The organism is Nocardia sp. NPDC001965 (assembly GCF_053594175.1).
In genome coordinates this window covers 115,160-130,701 of record NZ_JBSFDZ010000012.1, presented here as the reverse complement: position 1 = coordinate 130,701, position 15,542 = coordinate 115,160, and the positions used below count along the sequence as shown (strand labels likewise).

The 15,542-nt window shown below is 66.7% G+C and carries 16 protein-coding genes and 2 tRNA genes; 13 read left to right on the top strand and 5 right to left on the bottom strand.

Annotation, left to right across the window (positions count from 1 at the left end):
- Window positions 1-175: 175 nt before the first annotated feature.
- Both ACWCPQ_RS19065 and ACWCPQ_RS19060 read left to right on the top strand, forming a co-directional pair.
- Entirely contained in the window at window positions 176-781 is a 606-nt protein-coding gene (locus ACWCPQ_RS19065) for a ClpP family protease (protein ID WP_449900481.1), read from the top strand.
- Window positions 782-874: 93 nt separating this feature from the next.
- The gene (locus ACWCPQ_RS19060; RefSeq protein ID WP_449900479.1) at window positions 875-1,480 is read left to right on the top strand and encodes a ClpP family protease; all 606 of its coding nucleotides are present in this window, start codon (window positions 875-877) and stop codon (window positions 1,478-1,480) included.
- 35 nt (window positions 1,481-1,515) lie between these two features.
- Here ACWCPQ_RS19060 and ACWCPQ_RS19055 read toward each other — a convergent pair whose 3' ends face one another.
- On the bottom strand, window positions 1,516-1,887 hold the full coding sequence (locus tag ACWCPQ_RS19055) for a helix-turn-helix domain-containing protein (protein ID WP_449900477.1): 372 nt from the start codon (window positions 1,885-1,887) through the stop codon (window positions 1,516-1,518).
- 186 nt (window positions 1,888-2,073) lie between these two features.
- Window positions 2,074-2,397 (bottom strand): hypothetical protein, encoded by a 324-nt coding sequence (locus tag ACWCPQ_RS19050; protein ID WP_449900474.1) that lies wholly within the window; start codon window positions 2,395-2,397, stop codon window positions 2,074-2,076.
- 362 nt (window positions 2,398-2,759) lie between these two features.
- Here ACWCPQ_RS19050 and ACWCPQ_RS19045 point away from each other — a divergent pair, with 362 nt between their 5' ends.
- From ACWCPQ_RS19045 to ACWCPQ_RS19030, 4 genes are all read left to right on the top strand, one after another.
- Window positions 2,760-2,963 carry a cold-shock protein gene (locus ACWCPQ_RS19045; RefSeq protein ID WP_357235719.1) on the top strand — a complete coding sequence of 68 codons (204 nt, stop codon included), beginning with the start codon at window positions 2,760-2,762 and terminating at the stop codon, window positions 2,961-2,963.
- Window positions 2,964-3,279: 316 nt separating this feature from the next.
- A complete protein-coding gene (gene serA / locus ACWCPQ_RS19040) occupies window positions 3,280-4,878 on the top strand; it encodes a phosphoglycerate dehydrogenase (RefSeq protein WP_449900471.1) in 1,599 nt (532 codons plus the stop codon).
- 202 nt (window positions 4,879-5,080) lie between these two features.
- The gene (locus ACWCPQ_RS19035) at window positions 5,081-6,088 is read left to right on the top strand and encodes a 3-isopropylmalate dehydrogenase (RefSeq protein ID WP_449900469.1); all 1,008 of its coding nucleotides are present in this window, start codon (window positions 5,081-5,083) and stop codon (window positions 6,086-6,088) included.
- A gap of 102 nt (window positions 6,089-6,190) precedes the next feature.
- The gene (locus tag ACWCPQ_RS19030) at window positions 6,191-6,922 is read left to right on the top strand and encodes a Uma2 family endonuclease (protein WP_449900467.1); all 732 of its coding nucleotides are present in this window, start codon (window positions 6,191-6,193) and stop codon (window positions 6,920-6,922) included.
- On the opposite strand, the gene ACWCPQ_RS19025 is transcribed toward ACWCPQ_RS19030, so the two are convergent.
- A complete protein-coding gene (locus tag ACWCPQ_RS19025) occupies window positions 6,847-8,064 on the bottom strand; it encodes an MFS transporter (protein ID WP_449900466.1) in 1,218 nt (405 codons plus the stop codon). The genes ACWCPQ_RS19030 and ACWCPQ_RS19025 overlap by 76 nt on opposite strands.
- Before the next feature lie 185 nt (window positions 8,065-8,249).
- On the opposite strand from ACWCPQ_RS19025, the gene ACWCPQ_RS19020 reads away from it, so the two are divergent.
- The 4 genes from ACWCPQ_RS19020 to ACWCPQ_RS19005 all read left to right on the top strand — a co-directional run bounded on the left by ACWCPQ_RS19020 (window position 8,250) and on the right by ACWCPQ_RS19005 (window position 11,010).
- Window positions 8,250-9,011 (top strand): fumarylacetoacetate hydrolase family protein, encoded by a 762-nt coding sequence (locus ACWCPQ_RS19020; protein ID WP_449900464.1) that lies wholly within the window; start codon window positions 8,250-8,252, stop codon window positions 9,009-9,011.
- Between the two features lie 13 nt (window positions 9,012-9,024).
- Window positions 9,025-10,500, top strand: coding sequence for a glutamate--tRNA ligase (gltX, locus tag ACWCPQ_RS19015; protein WP_449900462.1), 1,476 nt, complete (start codon window positions 9,025-9,027; stop codon window positions 10,498-10,500).
- Window positions 10,501-10,716: 216 nt separating this feature from the next.
- A tRNA-Gln gene (locus tag ACWCPQ_RS19010) sits at window positions 10,717-10,788 on the top strand.
- A 149-nt stretch (window positions 10,789-10,937) separates the two neighbouring features.
- Window positions 10,938-11,010 (top strand) — tRNA-Glu (locus ACWCPQ_RS19005).
- 124 nt (window positions 11,011-11,134) lie between these two features.
- Here ACWCPQ_RS19005 and ACWCPQ_RS19000 read toward each other — a convergent pair.
- Both ACWCPQ_RS19000 and ACWCPQ_RS18995 read right to left on the bottom strand, forming a co-directional pair.
- On the bottom strand, window positions 11,135-11,662 hold the full coding sequence (locus tag ACWCPQ_RS19000; protein WP_449900460.1) for a pyridoxamine 5'-phosphate oxidase family protein: 528 nt from the start codon (window positions 11,660-11,662) through the stop codon (window positions 11,135-11,137).
- A 34-nt stretch (window positions 11,663-11,696) separates the two neighbouring features.
- On the bottom strand, window positions 11,697-12,398 hold the full coding sequence (locus tag ACWCPQ_RS18995) for an IclR family transcriptional regulator (RefSeq protein WP_449900457.1): 702 nt from the start codon (window positions 12,396-12,398) through the stop codon (window positions 11,697-11,699).
- A gap of 147 nt (window positions 12,399-12,545) precedes the next feature.
- Here ACWCPQ_RS18995 and leuC point away from each other — a divergent pair, with 147 nt between their 5' ends.
- From leuC to ACWCPQ_RS18980, 3 genes are all read left to right on the top strand, one after another.
- Window positions 12,546-13,961 carry a 3-isopropylmalate dehydratase large subunit gene (gene leuC, locus ACWCPQ_RS18990; RefSeq protein WP_449900455.1) on the top strand — a complete coding sequence of 472 codons (1,416 nt, stop codon included), beginning with the start codon at window positions 12,546-12,548 and terminating at the stop codon, window positions 13,959-13,961.
- Between the two features lie 48 nt (window positions 13,962-14,009).
- On the top strand, window positions 14,010-14,618 hold the full coding sequence (gene leuD, locus ACWCPQ_RS18985) for a 3-isopropylmalate dehydratase small subunit (protein ID WP_449900453.1): 609 nt from the start codon (window positions 14,010-14,012) through the stop codon (window positions 14,616-14,618).
- A 156-nt stretch (window positions 14,619-14,774) separates the two neighbouring features.
- Window positions 14,775-15,419, top strand: coding sequence for an HU family DNA-binding protein (locus tag ACWCPQ_RS18980; protein WP_449900450.1), 645 nt, complete (start codon window positions 14,775-14,777; stop codon window positions 15,417-15,419).
- Window positions 15,420-15,542 lie beyond the last annotated feature (123 nt).

Below are 15,542 nucleotides of genomic sequence, written 5' to 3'. Positions count from 1 at the left end.
TGTATACAGCGTCGTATACGAAGAATTACGGTAGGGAGGCTGTGTTTCGGCCACGTATCGCAGCGTGAAGCTCGAGTATCGATCGGCCGACGGATCCGCCGCCGCTGCTGAGAGCGGATCTGCCCACAGCAGCGCGCACTCCCGCCCGAGCCCGCGGTCCGGCAGCGTGGTGCACATGGCTCACGACGACAAATCCCCGCTCTTCGGCTGGCGCGCCCGGGAACAACTGCTGTCCCGGCGCATCCTGGTACTCGACGGACCCCTCGACGACGACAACGGCACCCTGCTGGCGACCCAGTTGCTCACCCTCGCCGCCGAGGACGGCGAGGCCGGTATCTCGCTGTGGATCCATTCGCCCGGCGGTTCGGTGCCGGCGATGCTGGCCATCCGCGATGTCATGCGACTCGTGCCCAGCCCGGTATCCACCCTCGCGCTCGGACTGGCCTGTAGCGCTGGGCAGTTCCTGCTCTCCTCCGGCACACCCGGCAGACGTTTCGCGCTACCGCACGCCCGGATCCTGATGCACCAGGGTTCGGCCGGAATCGGCGGCTCCGCGGTGGATGTCGAAGTGCAGGCCGACGATCTGCGCTACACGGTGGAAACAGTGCTCGGCCTGATCTCCGCGGATACCGGGCAACCCTACGAACGGATCTACGAGGATTCCCTGCACGACCGCTGGTTCAGTGCGCCCCAGGCAAAGGAATACGGCTTCATCGACCATATCGTCGGCGAATTCGCACAGGTCGTACCGCAACGGCAGCGGGTCGGGATCTCCGCATGACCGGGCGCCGCCCGGCGGCGACAGCCCACATGACCACCGAACGAAGACTCGACGACAACGGCGCCGAGCACACCCAGGCCGACGGGAGGCCCGATGAGCAGTTACACGATTCCCAATGTGATCGCCCAGCATCCGCGCGGTGAGCGGATCACCGATATCTATTCACATCTCCTCGCCGAACGCATCGTCTATCTGGGCACCCCCATCGACTCCGGGGTCGCGAACGCGCTCATCGCGCAATTGCTGCACCTGGAATCGGAGAGCCCGGGTCAGGAGATCGCCTTCTATGTGAACTGTGAGGGCGGCGACCTTTCCTCCATGCTGGCGGTCTACGACACCATCCAGCACATCGGCGCCCCGGTGCACACCACCTGCGTCGGGCAGGCCATCGCGGTCGGCGCCGTCCTGCTGGCCGGGGGTGCGGCCGGACACCGGGCCATTCTCCCGCACGCTCGGGTGGTACTGCACCAGCCGGCGGCCCGTGGGCAGGGAGCCATTCCCGATCTGATCCTGCAGGCAGACGAACTCGTGCGGATGCGTGCCGAGATCGAGACCGTCCTGTCCCGGCACACCGGGCGTACGCCGGAACAGTTGCGGCACGATACCGACCGCGACCGGGTCTTCACCGCGGCGGCCGCCGTCGAATACGGACTGGTCGATTCGGTACTGGAGCCCAGGAGTCCCGTGCCCACCCGGTGATCGCGAACCCGGGACGGGCCGGTGTCGCGACTCGGTCAGGCTGCCCGCAGCAGCGCGGTGGGGGCGGCACCCGGCCGCCGGGTGGCCACGGGGCTGCGCCGGGCCCGGAGTTCGTCGGCCACCAGTTCGGTGAGCAGGCCGAGTGAGGTACCGAGCGCGCCCGCCAGGGCAGCGATCATCTCGCTGGACGGTTCCTTGCGGCCCCGCTCCACCTCGGAGAGGTACTGCGGTGAAATGCCTGCGCGCTCAGCGGTTTCCGCGAGCGTCTCCCGCTTCTCGGTGCGCAGCGTGCGTAGTTGCCCGCCGAGGACCTCGCGCCACAGCGGTTCGGGTGGGTCCGCCGGCTGCCGGGGCGCACGCTCGGCGCGTCCACCGGGGATCGCCTGGAGTCTGCGAGGCTCGGTCATGGACCGAGCCTAGGGCGCGAAGGTGCCGGCACGGGCGGATTACGCTACGGGCGGACAACCGGATCGGTCCGAAGCGGTGGCTTCGCAATTCCTTCGGGATCGTGCGATACGAATCCTTCGGGATCGTGCGATACGAATTCGCCGATCGGCCGGTGCGGGCCCGCGGCCACGCGGGCCCGCATTCGGTCAGCTGCTGCCGAACAGGCCGCGCAGCAGGTGGCGGGCCCAGCCGGCCGGATCCTGCCAGCCGCGGTCGTGATGCCGGTCCCGGTGGTCGTCACGGTCCCACCAGCCGTCACGGTCGTGGCGGTCGTCGCGGTCCCGATGGCGGTCGCGGTCGCGATCGCCGTGCCGATCCCGGTCGACCTGGGTGTAGCCCGGTGCCGGAGCCGCCGGGTCGGCCACCGCCGGAGCCGCCACGGCGGCCAGTGGAAGCAGGGCGATCGCACTCGCGACGGCGATACGGGTGGCCGCCCGGTGTGTCGCGGGTGCTCGGTTCGTGCGTAACACGTCGAATCCTCTCGTACTGTGCCCTCCCGCACAGCCACAACGACCGTCCGGAGAGCGATAGACCCCCACCCTTGCGCAACGGTCGCGAAAGTCACATACCTTCGGCGGATTCGGTTGAAGAATCATCCCCGGGTACTACGGGATCTCCCGGGGCCGCCCGTATGGGCGGGGAAGCGGGTCGTCCGTGAGATGGATCGCACGCACCGGGACGTCATATCCGGTGTCCGAAAGCCGCGTTCTCCCTCACAGTGGGGGGTTTTCGAGGTGGAGGAACTTTCCGGATCGTGGCATCGTTGTCAGGGAGATCAGATGGATCGACCGTGATCCGGCTGGCTCGCAACAGAAAGTATGAAGTAAGTATCATGGCTCAAGGCAGTGTGAAGTGGTTCAACAGCGAGAAGGGCTTCGGCTTCATCGCGCAAGACGGGGGCGGACCTGACGTCTTCGTGCATTACTCCGCGGTCTCCGGTAGTGGTTTCCGGACCCTCGAAGAGGGCCAGCGGGTGGAGTTCGAGATCGGGCAGGGCCAGAAGGGTCCTCAGGCTCAGGATGTTCGCTCCATCTGAGTGATGTGACGATGTAGCGCGGCCCCGCACCTGACAAAGGTGCGGGGCCGCGCGTCGTTTTCGGGTCGGCGCCCGCGGGGGCTGGGTATCGCTGTGCCGGTACGTGCTCTGCCCGGCCGGTGCGGGCCGTGGCGCCCGATCCCGGCGACGCTCGGCCCGGCGTCGGCAGGGATACGCGCGTGATTCCGCACACCCGGCGACCGGGGTCCGCGCAGGTCGCCGGAGACCGACAGCAGGGGGCGGGACATGGCCGGATCGGTCCGAACTAAGCTTGGGCCCGTCAACTGGCCGTCCCCACATCCAGGAGTATCCCACTGTGAGCCAAGCAGGCCGTCCTGTAGTTCTGATCGCCGACAAGCTCGCCCAGTCGACCGTCGACGCGCTCGGTGACGGTGTCGAGGTCCGTTGGGTCGACGGCCCGGATCGGCCCGCACTGCTCGCCGCGGTGCCGGAGGCCGATGCGTTGCTCGTCCGCTCGGCGACCACCGTCGATGCCGAAGTTCTCGAAGCCGGCAAGAACCTGCAGATCGTCGCCCGGGCCGGAGTCGGCCTGGACAATGTCGATGTCCCCGCCGCCACCGAACGCGGCGTGATGGTCGTCAACGCCCCGACGTCCAATATCCACACCGCCGCCGAGCACGCCGTCACCCTGCTGCTGAGCGCGGCCCGCCAGGTCCCGGCCGCCGATGCCACGCTGCGTGAGCACACCTGGAAGCGCAGCAGCTTCAACGGTGTGGAGATCTTCGGCAAAACCGTCGGCGTGATCGGCCTCGGCCGGATCGGGCAGCTGTTCGCGGCCCGCCTCGCCGCCTTCGAGACCAAGATCGTCGCCTACGACCCCTACGTCTCCCCGGCGCGCGCCGCGCAGCTCGGAATCGAACTGCTGAGCCTCGACGAGGTGCTCGAGCGGGCCGACCTCATCTCCATCCACCTGCCGAAGACCCCGGAGACCAAGGGCCTGCTCGGCGAGGACGCGCTCGCCAAGACCAAGAAGGGCGTCATCATCGTCAACGCCGCGCGCGGTGGCCTGGTGGACGAGGCCGCGCTCGCCGCGGCGATCACCTCGGGTCATGTGCGGGCCGCCGGTATCGACGTCTACGAGACCGAGCCGTGCACCGACAGCCCGCTGTTCGACCTGCCGCAGGTCGTGGTGACCCCGCATCTGGGTGCCTCCACCAGCGAGGCCCAGGACCGGGCAGGCACGGATGTGGCCAAGTCCGTCCTGCTTGCCCTGGCCGGTGAGTTCGTGCCGGGCGCGGTCAACGTGACCGGCGGCACCGTCGGCGACGATGTCGCACCGTGGCTGGATCTGGTGCGCAAACAGGGCGCCCTGCTCGGTGCGCTCGCCGACGAACTGCCGGTGAGCGTCGAGGTACAGGTGCGCGGCGAACTCGCCGCCTCCTCGGTCGAGGTGCTGCAGCTCGCGGCGCTGCGCGGCGTGTTCTCCGCCCATGTCGACGACCAGGTCACCTTCGTCAACGCCCCGGCGCTGGCCGAGGCCCGCGGAATCACCGCCGAGGTCACCACCGCGACCGAGAGCCCCAGCCACCGCAGCCTGGTGGATCTGCGCGCGGTGTTCGGCGACGGCCGCACCATCAATGTCGCGGGCGCGCTGACCGAGCCGCAGCAGGTCGAGAAGATCGTCAACATCAACGGCCGCAACTACGATCTGCGGGCCGAGGGCATCAACCTGGCGGTCCTCAACTACGAGGACAAGCCGGGCGCGCTGGGCAAGGTCGGTACCGCACTGGGCGCCGCCGGGATCGATATCCTCGCCGCACAGCTCACCCAGGACGCCAACAAAGAAGGCGCCACCGTGGTGTTGCGGGTCAACAAGGAGGTGCCCGAGGCGGTGCGGTCGGAGATCGCCGCCGCGGTCGGCGCCGCCAAGGTCGCCCTGGTCGACCTCTTCTGATGTAATCCGTGCGCGCTACCGTCCGGGCCGGTGGGTAGCGCGCACCGACGGTGGCCGATCCGCCCCCGGCCGCGCGCCCGGGGCGGTCGGTACCCGGAAAACCGTCGCCGCGACCGGATACGACCGCGACGAGGCGTACCCGGCCCCGCCGCCGCGTCCCGCTCCGTTCGCGGCCTCGTCGTTCGTAGAAAGCGTGGTTGTCATGAAACTCGCCGTGATCCCCGGTGACGGTATCGGTCCGGAAGTCGTCGCCGAGGCGCTCAAGGTGCTCGATGTGGTACTGCCCGGAGTCGAGCGCACCGAATACGACCTGGGTGCCAAGCGTTACCACGCCACCGGCGAGGTGCTGCCCGAATCGGTACTGCCCGAACTGAAGCAGCACGACGCCATCCTGCTCGGGGCCATCGGCGACCCGTCGGTACCCAGTGGTGTCCTGGAGCGCGGCCTGCTGCTGCGCACCCGCTTCGCGCTCGACCACCATGTGAACCTGCGGCCCTCGAAGCTGTACCCGGGAGTGGGCAGCCCGCTGGCGGGTACCCCGGATATCGATTTCGTGGTGGTCCGTGAGGGCACCGAGGGGCCGTACACCGGCACCGGTGGCGCGATCCGGGTGGACACTCCGCACGAGGTCGCCACCGAGGTCAGCACCAACACCCGGTTCGGGGTGGAACGGGTGGTCCGGTACGCCTTCGCCAAGGCGCAGGCCCGGCGCAAGCACCTCACCCTGGTACACAAGACGAACGTGCTCGCCTTCGCCGGTTCGCTGTGGCAGCGCACGGTCGACGAGGTCGGCGCGGAATTCGGCGATGTCGAGGTGGCCTACCAGCACATCGACGCCGCCACCATCCATATGGTCAACGATCCGGGACGGTTCGACGTGATCGTCACCGACAACCTCTTCGGCGATATCATCACCGACCTCGCCGCCGCCGTCAGTGGCGGAATCGGCCTGGCGGCCAGCGGCAACATCGACGCCACCGGGACCAATCCGAGCATGTTCGAACCGGTCCACGGCAGCGCCCCCGATATCGCCGGTCAGTCCAAGGCTGATCCGACCGCCGCGATCCTCTCGGTGTCGCTGCTGCTCGAGCACAAAGGCGAATCGGCGGCCGCGGCCCGCATCCAGGACGCGGTCGCCAAGGATCTCTCCGGCCGCACCGGCACCGCCTCGACCACCGAGGTCGGCGATCGGATTGCCGCCGCCCTCTGACCTCGGTGATCCGTTGTTCCGCGGGCGGAATCGGGTCGCGTGTCCGATACCATCGGGGTACCTGGGCGTCCCTGATGGGCGGCCCGAGCACTTGGAGGCAGCATGACCGCGTGGCACGCCACCAGTGATGCCGGCTTCGGCCCGTACACGGTGCTGGATCTGTACGACCGGCCGGAGGACGGCAAAGGATTCGAACTCGAAGACGGGTGGTTGGTCGAGGTGGCAGCGGGGGCTCGGCACAACTGGATTGCGCGAACGCTGGCCCGCAGGATCGAGGGAATGCTCGGCGATGCCGCGGTGATCGTGTGTGATGGCGGAGAATGGGAGGTCAGCACACCGGCCGGCGTGCGAAAACCCGACATCGCCTTGGTTCCTTACGACGTCGCGCGTTCCGTGATCGCCGACGAGTCGCCGAAGCTGATCCCGGGGATCGACCTGCTGCTTGTGGCGGAGGTGATTTCCCCGGGTAGCGGCAGCGAGCGCACCGACCGTGTGCGTAAGGTGCGCGAATACGCGGAACTGGGCATACCGCAGTACTGGATCGTCGAGCATCAGCCGAAGGTCCGGATCCATCGCGGAGTACTGGACGGTGCCACCTATCGATGGGAGTCCACGGTCACCGAGGGGCAAGTGTTCAGCGCTGAGATCGAGGCGGACAAGACGATTCGGGTGGAGTTCGATCCCGCGGTCCTGATCGAGATCCGACCGATCGATCCAGGGCCCGGAGCAGCCCCGGATCGATCGGTCAGTGTGAACGACTATCCCGAGGGCTCTTCCGACCTTACCGGGACGAGCGGGATCGCCACCGCGGCCAAGGCGGCCGCCGCCAGATAGACAGCGGGGAAACCGGTCGCGGTGATCAGTGCCCCGAATACCGGCGGTACGGCGGCGACGGTCAGATTCTGCCCAGTGTTCTGGATACCCAGGCCCCGGCCGCTCCAGAACGGGCCGGCGCGTTCGGCGATCGCGGTGAAGGCGAGACCGTTGTCGGAGACCGTGACCACCGAGGCGATCACCAGCAGCGGTACCGCGGCCCACCACCAGTGCGTCCACGAGGTGAGTGCCAGCAGGGTCATCGTGGCGACCGCGGCGACCGCTACCTGACGTAACGGCCTCATCCGGCTGCCGACTCGGTCGGACCAGGCGCCTGCGCCGATCCGGCCCAGCGCCCCCAGAATCTGGGTGCCGGTGACCAGGGCGCCGGCCGCGGCCAGCGACCAGCCCAGATCGCGGTGCAACCACAGCAGGGCGAAGGTCCAGACGGTGGCCTGGGGGACGACCAGCAGGATCGAGACGCCGTGGATCCGCCACAGGGTGCTGCTGCCCCGATAGGGATTGGTGCCGGTGGTCGCTGCCCGCGCGGGACGGGGCGGGTCGATGATCCCGAGCAGGCAGCACACCGCGGCCAGTCCGGCCAGGATCGCGGGCACGCTCAAGGCGGGCGCCACTCCGAATCGGTCCGCGACCAGCGGAATCGACATGGCCGCGATGCCGACCCCCAGCGGCTGGCCGGTCTGGCGGATTCCCATGGCCAGGCCGCGGCGGTCGGGTGGGAACCAGCCGACGATCACCCGGCCGCTGGCGCCGTTGGTACTGGCTGCGCCGATACCGCCCAGGAACAGCAGAACTCCGAGAGCTGGGTAGCTGGTCGTGACAGCGGCCGCGGCACCGGCCGCGCACATGATCACCGGCCCGGCGACCAGGGCGATACGTTCGCCGACCCGGTCGACCAGATACCCCCAGGCGATCAAGGTGCAGCACAGGCCGACGGTGGGCATGGCGACGAGCAGACCGGCGGTGGGCAGTGGCATACCACCGGCGGTGAGCGCGGGGAGCAGGAACGGGACGCCGTGGACGAAGATCGCGCTGGTGCTCTGGGCGAAGACCCCGAAGGCGAGCATGAGCCAGCGGTGGGCGGAGGATATCTGCCTACCGGGTGCGGCGATCGGGACGGCCGCCGATGAAGTGTGCGCCATGGTTCCCCATCTCGGAAACAAAGGATCTCAATATTTGAGATGAGATTCTCAAAGTATGAACTTACGTCGGTTACGGTACACCTCTCGGCCGGGTGGTCCGCAAGTAGTGCCGCGGTTTCTCCGCCGGCCGGACCGACCGGTCGGGCGCATTCGGGCTGGTGAACCGGGCTGGATAGACTTCGGTCATGCGTCTAGGTCGAGTTGCCAGCCCCGACGGGGTCGCGTTCGTCGCCATCGAAGGCGAGACCGCAAAGGAAATCGCCGAACATCCGTTCGGCACCCCGACGTTCACCGGCCGCAGCTGGTCGCTGCCCGATATCCGCCTCCTCGCTCCGATCCTCGCCAGCAAGGTGATCTGCATCGGGAAGAACTACGCGTCTCACGCCGCGGAGATGGGTGGGGAGGCCCCGGCCGAACCGGTGATCTTCATCAAACCGAACACCTCCATCATCGGCCCCGGTATTCCGATCGCCCTGCCGCCCAGCTCCTCCCGCGTCGACTACGAGGGTGAGCTCGCGGTGGTCATCGGGCGGCCCTGTAAGGACGTGCCCGCCGCCCGTGCCAAGGACGTCATCCTGGGCTACACCGTCGCCAATGATGTGACCGCTCGCGATCAGCAGGCCCAGGACGGTCAGTGGACCCGGGCCAAGGGCTACGACACCTTCTGCCCGCTGGGCCCGTGGATCGAAACCGAACTCGACCCCGCGGATCTCGAGATCACCACCGAACTCGACGGCGAAGTACGCCAGCGCAGTACCACATCGCTACTGCTGCACGATATCCCGGAAATCATCGAATGGATCACTCGCGTGATGACTCTGCTTCCCGGTGATGTGATCCTCACCGGAACTCCCGAGGGCGTCGGTCCGATGAAAGACGGTCAAACTGTGTCGGTGACCGTCTCCGGAATCGGTACGCTGACCAATCCTGTTGCCGCAAAACGCTGAACGAAAGAGAGCCATGACAAACGTACGGGTCCGTTTCTGCCCGTCACCCACCGGGACACCGCATGTCGGGCTCATCCGCACTGCGCTGTTCAACTGGGCCTACGCCCGCCATCACGGCGGCACGTTCGTCTTCCGAATCGAGGACACCGACGCCGCGAGGGATTCCGAAGAGTCCTATCAGGCGCTGTTGGATGCCCTGCGCTGGCTCGGACTCGATTGGGACGAGGGGCCGGAAATCGGTGGACCCTATGCGCCCTACCGGCAGTCGCAGCGCCGCGAAATCCACCGTGATGTGGTGCAAAAACTCCTCGACGCCGGTGAGGCCTACGAATCCTTTTCCACGCCAGAGGAAGTCGAGGCGCGCCACAAGGCGGCCGGACGTGATCCGAAACTCGGCTACGACAATTTCGATCGCGAGCTCACGGCCGAGCAGATCGCCGAATACAAGGCCGCCGGGCGGGGGCCGGTGGTCCGGCTGCGAATGCCCGATACCGATATCACCTGGCACGATCTGGTTCGCGGCGAGACCACGTTCAAAGCCGGCTCCGTACCGGACTACGCACTCACCCGCGGCACCGGCGATCCGCTGTATACGCTGGTCAACCCGGTCGACGACGCGACGATGCGGATAACCCACGTCCTGCGCGGTGAAGACCTGCTCTCGTCGACGCCGCGGCAGATCGCGCTCTACGGCGCACTGCGGCGGATCGGGGTCACCGATTTCACCCCCGAATTCGGTCACCTGCCGTTCGTGATGGGTCAGGGCAACAAGAAGCTGTCCAAACGCGACCCGGAGGCCGACCTCTTCCTGCATCGTGAGCGCGGGTTCATTCCCGAGGGGCTCCTCAATTACCTCGCACTGCTCGGCTGGAGCATCGCCGACGACCGCGATGTGTTCTCCATGGACGAGATGGTCGCCGCGTTCGACATATCGAAAGTGAATTCGAACCCGGCCCGCTTCGACCAGAAGAAGGCCGATGCGATCAATGCCGAACACATCCGTTTGCTGGAGCCCGCCGATTTTGCCGGACGGTTGCGCACATTTTTCTTACAGCACGGTTATATAGGCACCGGAACGGACGAGAAGATTTTCGCGGCGGCCGCGGATCTGGTGCAGACGCGAATTGTCGTCCTCGACGACGCATGGGGTCTGCTGCGATTCCTCTTCATACCGGTGGACGAGTTCACCATCGACCCCGCCGCCGGCAAGAAGAATTTGGGACCCGACGCCGTCCCGGTATTGGACGCCGCAATTTCCGCGCTCGAACCGCTGACCGCCTGGACCGCGTCCGAGATCGAGAACACGTTGAAAGCCGCGCTCATCGACGGAATGGAATTGAAGCCGCGTAAGGCATTCGCTCCGGTGCGGGTTTCGGTCACCGGATCCCATATCAGCCCACCGCTCTACGAATCGATGGAACTGCTGGGCCGCGAGCTCACCATGGCGCGCTTGCGGGCGGGTCGCGAATGGGTGGCCCCGGCCGAGTGAGTTCCGGGACCCGGGACCGTCTTCGGTGAGCTCCGGAGGTGGTCCCGGCTCCTGCCGCCGCGTGTACCGCGGTGTCGGCGGGCACGACCGTTACCTAGCTGACGTGGCGGCGTGACCAGGCGATTTGTAGTTTCCCCCGAGCTGTTTGGTACTCTCTTTCTCGGCCGGAACGACGGCGTCACCGCAGCCAGCGGTGCGACCGAAAGCCCAGGTCATTGGGGTATGGTGTAATTGGCAACACAGCTGATTCTGGTTCAGCCATTCTAGGTTCGAGTCCTGGTACCCCAGCGGAGATCGCTCTCAGCTTCATCGTCCAGATGCGGTGCGGAACGAGTTTTCCAGGCGATTTGGTCGCCGCCGCCCGGTCGGTTACGCTGATCGAGCTTCGGATCGAGAGATCCGCGATCCGCTCCAGCCAGGAGTTGGTCAGAAGTCCTGGCCCCGTCGTCTAGCGGCCTAGGACGCCGCCCTCTCAAGGCGGTAGCGCGGGTTCAAATCCCGTCGGGGCTACTCATGCGAGGCCCATGCTCATGGAGAGCATGGGCCTTTGCTGTTTCATCATGTCCCTACCGGTTCCGGTATGCGGCCGGGGACGGGTTCCGGGTGCCGCCGGTGGGACGGCACCCGGTGGCGATCAATCGTCCAGGGCGCCGGCGGTGGAACCGCCGAGGGGCATGGCGGGTAGGCCCAGTTTGCGGTGATCCCAGCTGCGGATCCGGTCGGGGACGATGCGTACGGCGACTCGTTTGTTGAGCATGCCTTCGACGTATTCGCGCATGCCCTCGGTGTAGGGGCCGGTATAGCGTTCCCACACGCTGACACCGACGGCGAACAGCTTCTCGGGGTCGTCGATGATCTCGGCGCGGCCCTCCAGGGAGACACCGCGCAGGGTGTCGTAGGTTTTTCCGGCTTCGACCATGCAGGTGACCGTGGGATCGCGGCGCAGGTTGACCGCCTTCTGGGATTTGCCCTTGGTCTCGAACCACAATTCGGGGATCGCGTCGGGCCGCTCCGGATCGGTGATCAGCGCGTACCACATGGCGGTGAGATGTGGTTTTCCGTCCGCGCCGAGCGATGCCAGGGTGGCGACGCGGCTGCGGGTGAGGAAATCGGTGATCTCGGTATCGGTCATCACGATCTGTGACCGTTGGTTCACTCCCATCAGGTCACCATAAGTGACGGCATCTGCCCGCCGCTCAGAGTCGGCGGTGCAGGGCATCGGCGGCCGCGACAAGATCCGCCGCCCAGCGGGCCCCGGGGCGGCGGCCCATTCGGTCGATGGGGCCGGATACGGAGACCGCGGCGACCACCGCGCCCTGCTGATCGCGGACCGGTGCCGAAACGCTGGCCACCCCGGCCGCGCGTTCACCGGCGCTCTGCGCCCAGCCGCGTTTGCGGACCTCGGCCAGCGTGCGGTCGGTGAACATCGCATCCCCCAGGACCGTGCGCTGAAGTTCGGGATCGGCCCAGGCGAGCAGTACCTTGGCGGCAGATCCGGCGGTCAACGGCAGGCGGGAGCCGATCGGGACGGTATCGCGCAGGCCGGCGGGCGGTTCGAGCGCGGCGATACACACCCGCTCGTTGCCCTCGCGGCAGTACAACTGCACGCTTTCGCCGGTGATCTCACGCAGCCGGGGCAGTATCGAGCCGGCGGCCTCGAGCAGTGGGTCCGCGGCGCCGGCGGCGAGTTCGGCGAGGGCCGGACCGGGGCGCCAGGCGCCGTTACCGTCACGGGCCAGCAGCCGGTGGGTTTCCAGGCCGACAGCGAGCCGGTGCGCTGTCGCGCGGGGGAGGCCGGTGCGCTCACACAGTTCGTTGAGACCGCACGGGCGCTCGGCGACCGCATACAACACTGCCACCGCTTTGTCCAGGACGCCGATACCGCTATGCTGTCTCATACAACGATATTAGCGTCCTGCATTCTGAGATGCCATCACAAACAGCCCAGGTGGCGTCCAGGATGGAGATGCAAGGATTCCAGCTAGCGCGTATCCGTGCCGGGCCCGGGCCCGGCACGGATACCGAGCCCGAAAGGTGATCGCAATATGCCACGTACGCTGGCGGAGAAGGTATGGGAACAACACGTCGTCGCTCGCGGCGAGGGTGAGGGCGAGGCGCGCGAACCCGATCTGATCTACATCGATCTGCATCTGGTGCACGAGGTGACCAGCCCCCAGGCCTTCGACGGTCTGCGGGCGGCCGGTCGTCCGGTGCGCCGTCCCGATCTCACCATCGCGACCGAGGACCACAATGTCCCGACCGTCGATATCGACAAGCCCATCGCGGATCCGGTATCCCGGACCCAGGTGGAGACGCTGCGCCGCAACTGCGCGGAATTCGGTGTCCGGCTGCACCCGATGGGTGACCGGGAACAGGGCATCGTCCACGTCGTCGGACCGCAGCTGGGGCTGACCCAGCCCGGAACGACCGTGGTGTGCGGGGACAGCCATACCTCCACCCACGGTGCTTTCGGCGCGCTGGCAATGGGAATCGGTACCAGCGAGGTCGAACATGTGCTGGCCACGCAGACCCTTTCGCTGCGGCCGTTCCAGACGATGGCCATCACCGTGGACGGTGCGCTGCCGCCGGGAGTCACCAGTAAAGACCTGATTCTGGCGGTAATCGCCGAAATCGGCACCGGCGGCGGCCAGGGCTATGTGCTCGAGTATCGCGGTGAGGCCATTCGGAATATGTCGATGGAAGCGCGGATGACCGTCTGCAATATGTCCATCGAAGCCGGTGCCCGGGCCGGAATGATCGCACCGGACGAAACCACCTACGAGTTCTTGAAAGGCCGCCCGCACGCCCCGCAGGGCGCGGACTGGGATGCCGCGGTCGAAGCGTGGGAGGCGCTGAAGACCGACGAGGACGCGGTTTTCGACCGCGAGGTGCACATCGACGCGAGCGCGCTGACCCCGTTCGTCACCTGGGGCACCAATCCCGGCCAGGGGCTGCCGCTGGGCGCGAATGTCCCGGACCCCGCCCAGATCGGCGACGAGACCGCGCGCGAGTCCGCGGAGAAGGCGCTGCGCTATATGGATTTGACCCCGGGGATGCCGCTGCGCGAGGTCTCGGTGGACACCGTCTTCGTCGGATCCTGCACCAACGGCCGGATCGAGGATCTGCGGGCCGTGGCCGGGGTCCTGAAGGGCCGCAGGGTCGCCGAGGGTGTGCGAATGCTGGTGGTTCCGGGCTCGATGCGGGTGCGGGAACAGGCCGATGCCGAGGGCCTGGGTGAGATCTTCACCGCGGCCGGAGCCGAATGGCGGCAGGCCGGATGCTCGATGTGCCTGGGAATGAACCCCGATCAGCTCGAGCCCGGCCAGCGCTGCGCCTCCACCTCGAACCGCAACTTCGAGGGCCGGCAGGGCAAAGGTGGCCGGACCCATCTGGTATCGCCGCTCGTGGCCGCCGCGACCGCGGTCCGGGGCACACTTTCGGCCCCCGCGGACCTGAACTGAGCCCGTCTTATATCGAAAACCACTTATAGCTGATACAGGAGAATTGCGATGGAAGCGTTCACCGTGCACAAGGGGATCGGCGTTCCGCTGCGCCGGTCCAATGTCGACACCGACCAGATCATCCCGGCCGTCTATCTGAAGCGTGTCACTCGTACGGGATTCGAAGACGGCCTCTTCGCCGCGTGGCGCGGTGACGAGGACTTCATTCTGAACACCGAACCGTACAAGCAGGGCACGGTCCTGGTGGCGGGGCCGGATTTCGGTACCGGATCTTCGCGTGAGCACGCTGTCTGGGCGCTCATGGACTATGGCTTTCGGGTAGTTATCTCTTCACGTTTCGCCGACATCTTCCGCGGTAATGCGGGCAAGGGCGGCCTGCTGGCGGCGCGAATGTCACAGAATGATGTCGAAATGCTCTGGAAGTTGCTCGAGGAACAGCCCGGACTGGAATTGGTTGTGGACCTGGAGGCGCGCACGGTGACGGCAGGAACCATCGTGTTGCCGTTCGATATTGACGACTACACCAGGTGGCGCCTGTTGGAAGGATTGGATGACATCGGCCTGACGCTGCGGCGTAGCGATGTGATCGCCGAGTTCGAAAAGACAAGGCCGGCTTGGAAACCAAAGACCCTGCCGGAACCTATTTCGCAGGCGTAATGTTCTCGGCCTCTTAGAGGCCGCTCAGATGTCGTGGTAGCTGGGCGTGTGCTAGACCACATGAATTTTGGCGTGGCACATAGACTCTTGCCCATTGTGGGTTTACCGTGGTACCTAGTCGGTCCGACGACGGGCCATTAGTCTGCGGAGGATTCAATGAACAAGGCGGAACTGATCGACGTTCTGACCGAAAAGTTGGGTACTGACAGGCGCACGGCCACCGCGGCAGTCGAGCATGTGGTCGACACGATCGTGCGCGCGGTACACAAAGGGCAGAGCGTCACCATCACCGGATTCGGTGTGTTCGAACAGCGTAAGCGGGCAGCCCGGGTCGCGCGGAATCCGCGTACCGGGGAAACCGTCAAGGTGAAGCCCACTTCGGTGCCGGCCTTCCGGCCCGGCGCCCAGTTCAAGGCGGTTATCGCCGGTAAACAGAAGCTGGCGGCAACCGGCCCCGCGGTGAAACGCGGCGTCAATGCTCCTGTGGCGGCCAAGAAATCCACAGCCAAGAAGACAACGGCGAAGAAAACCACCGCCAAGAAGACCGCCACGAAGGCGCCCGCCAAAACAACGGCTCGTAAGACGGCCACCAAGGCGCCGGCCAAGAGCACCGCCGCGAAGAAGGCGGCCACCAAGACCGCGGCCCGCAAGACGGTAGCGAAGAAGACGGCCGCCAAAGCCACGGCCAAGAAGACGGCCGCCAAGGCCACGGCCAAGAAGACAGCCACCAAGGCCGCCGCGAAGAAGACAACCGCCGCGAAGCGGACACCGGCCAAGAAGACAGCCAAAAGGGCTCGCTGACCCGCAGCCCAGGCGTGCCGGCGGCGCACAGATCTCAGCGCGGATCCCACCGGATCCGGTGTGCCCGGCCCGCTCGTGCGGCCCTGCCGCACTGTTCGACCCCACCGGATCCCGGGTGCGTGC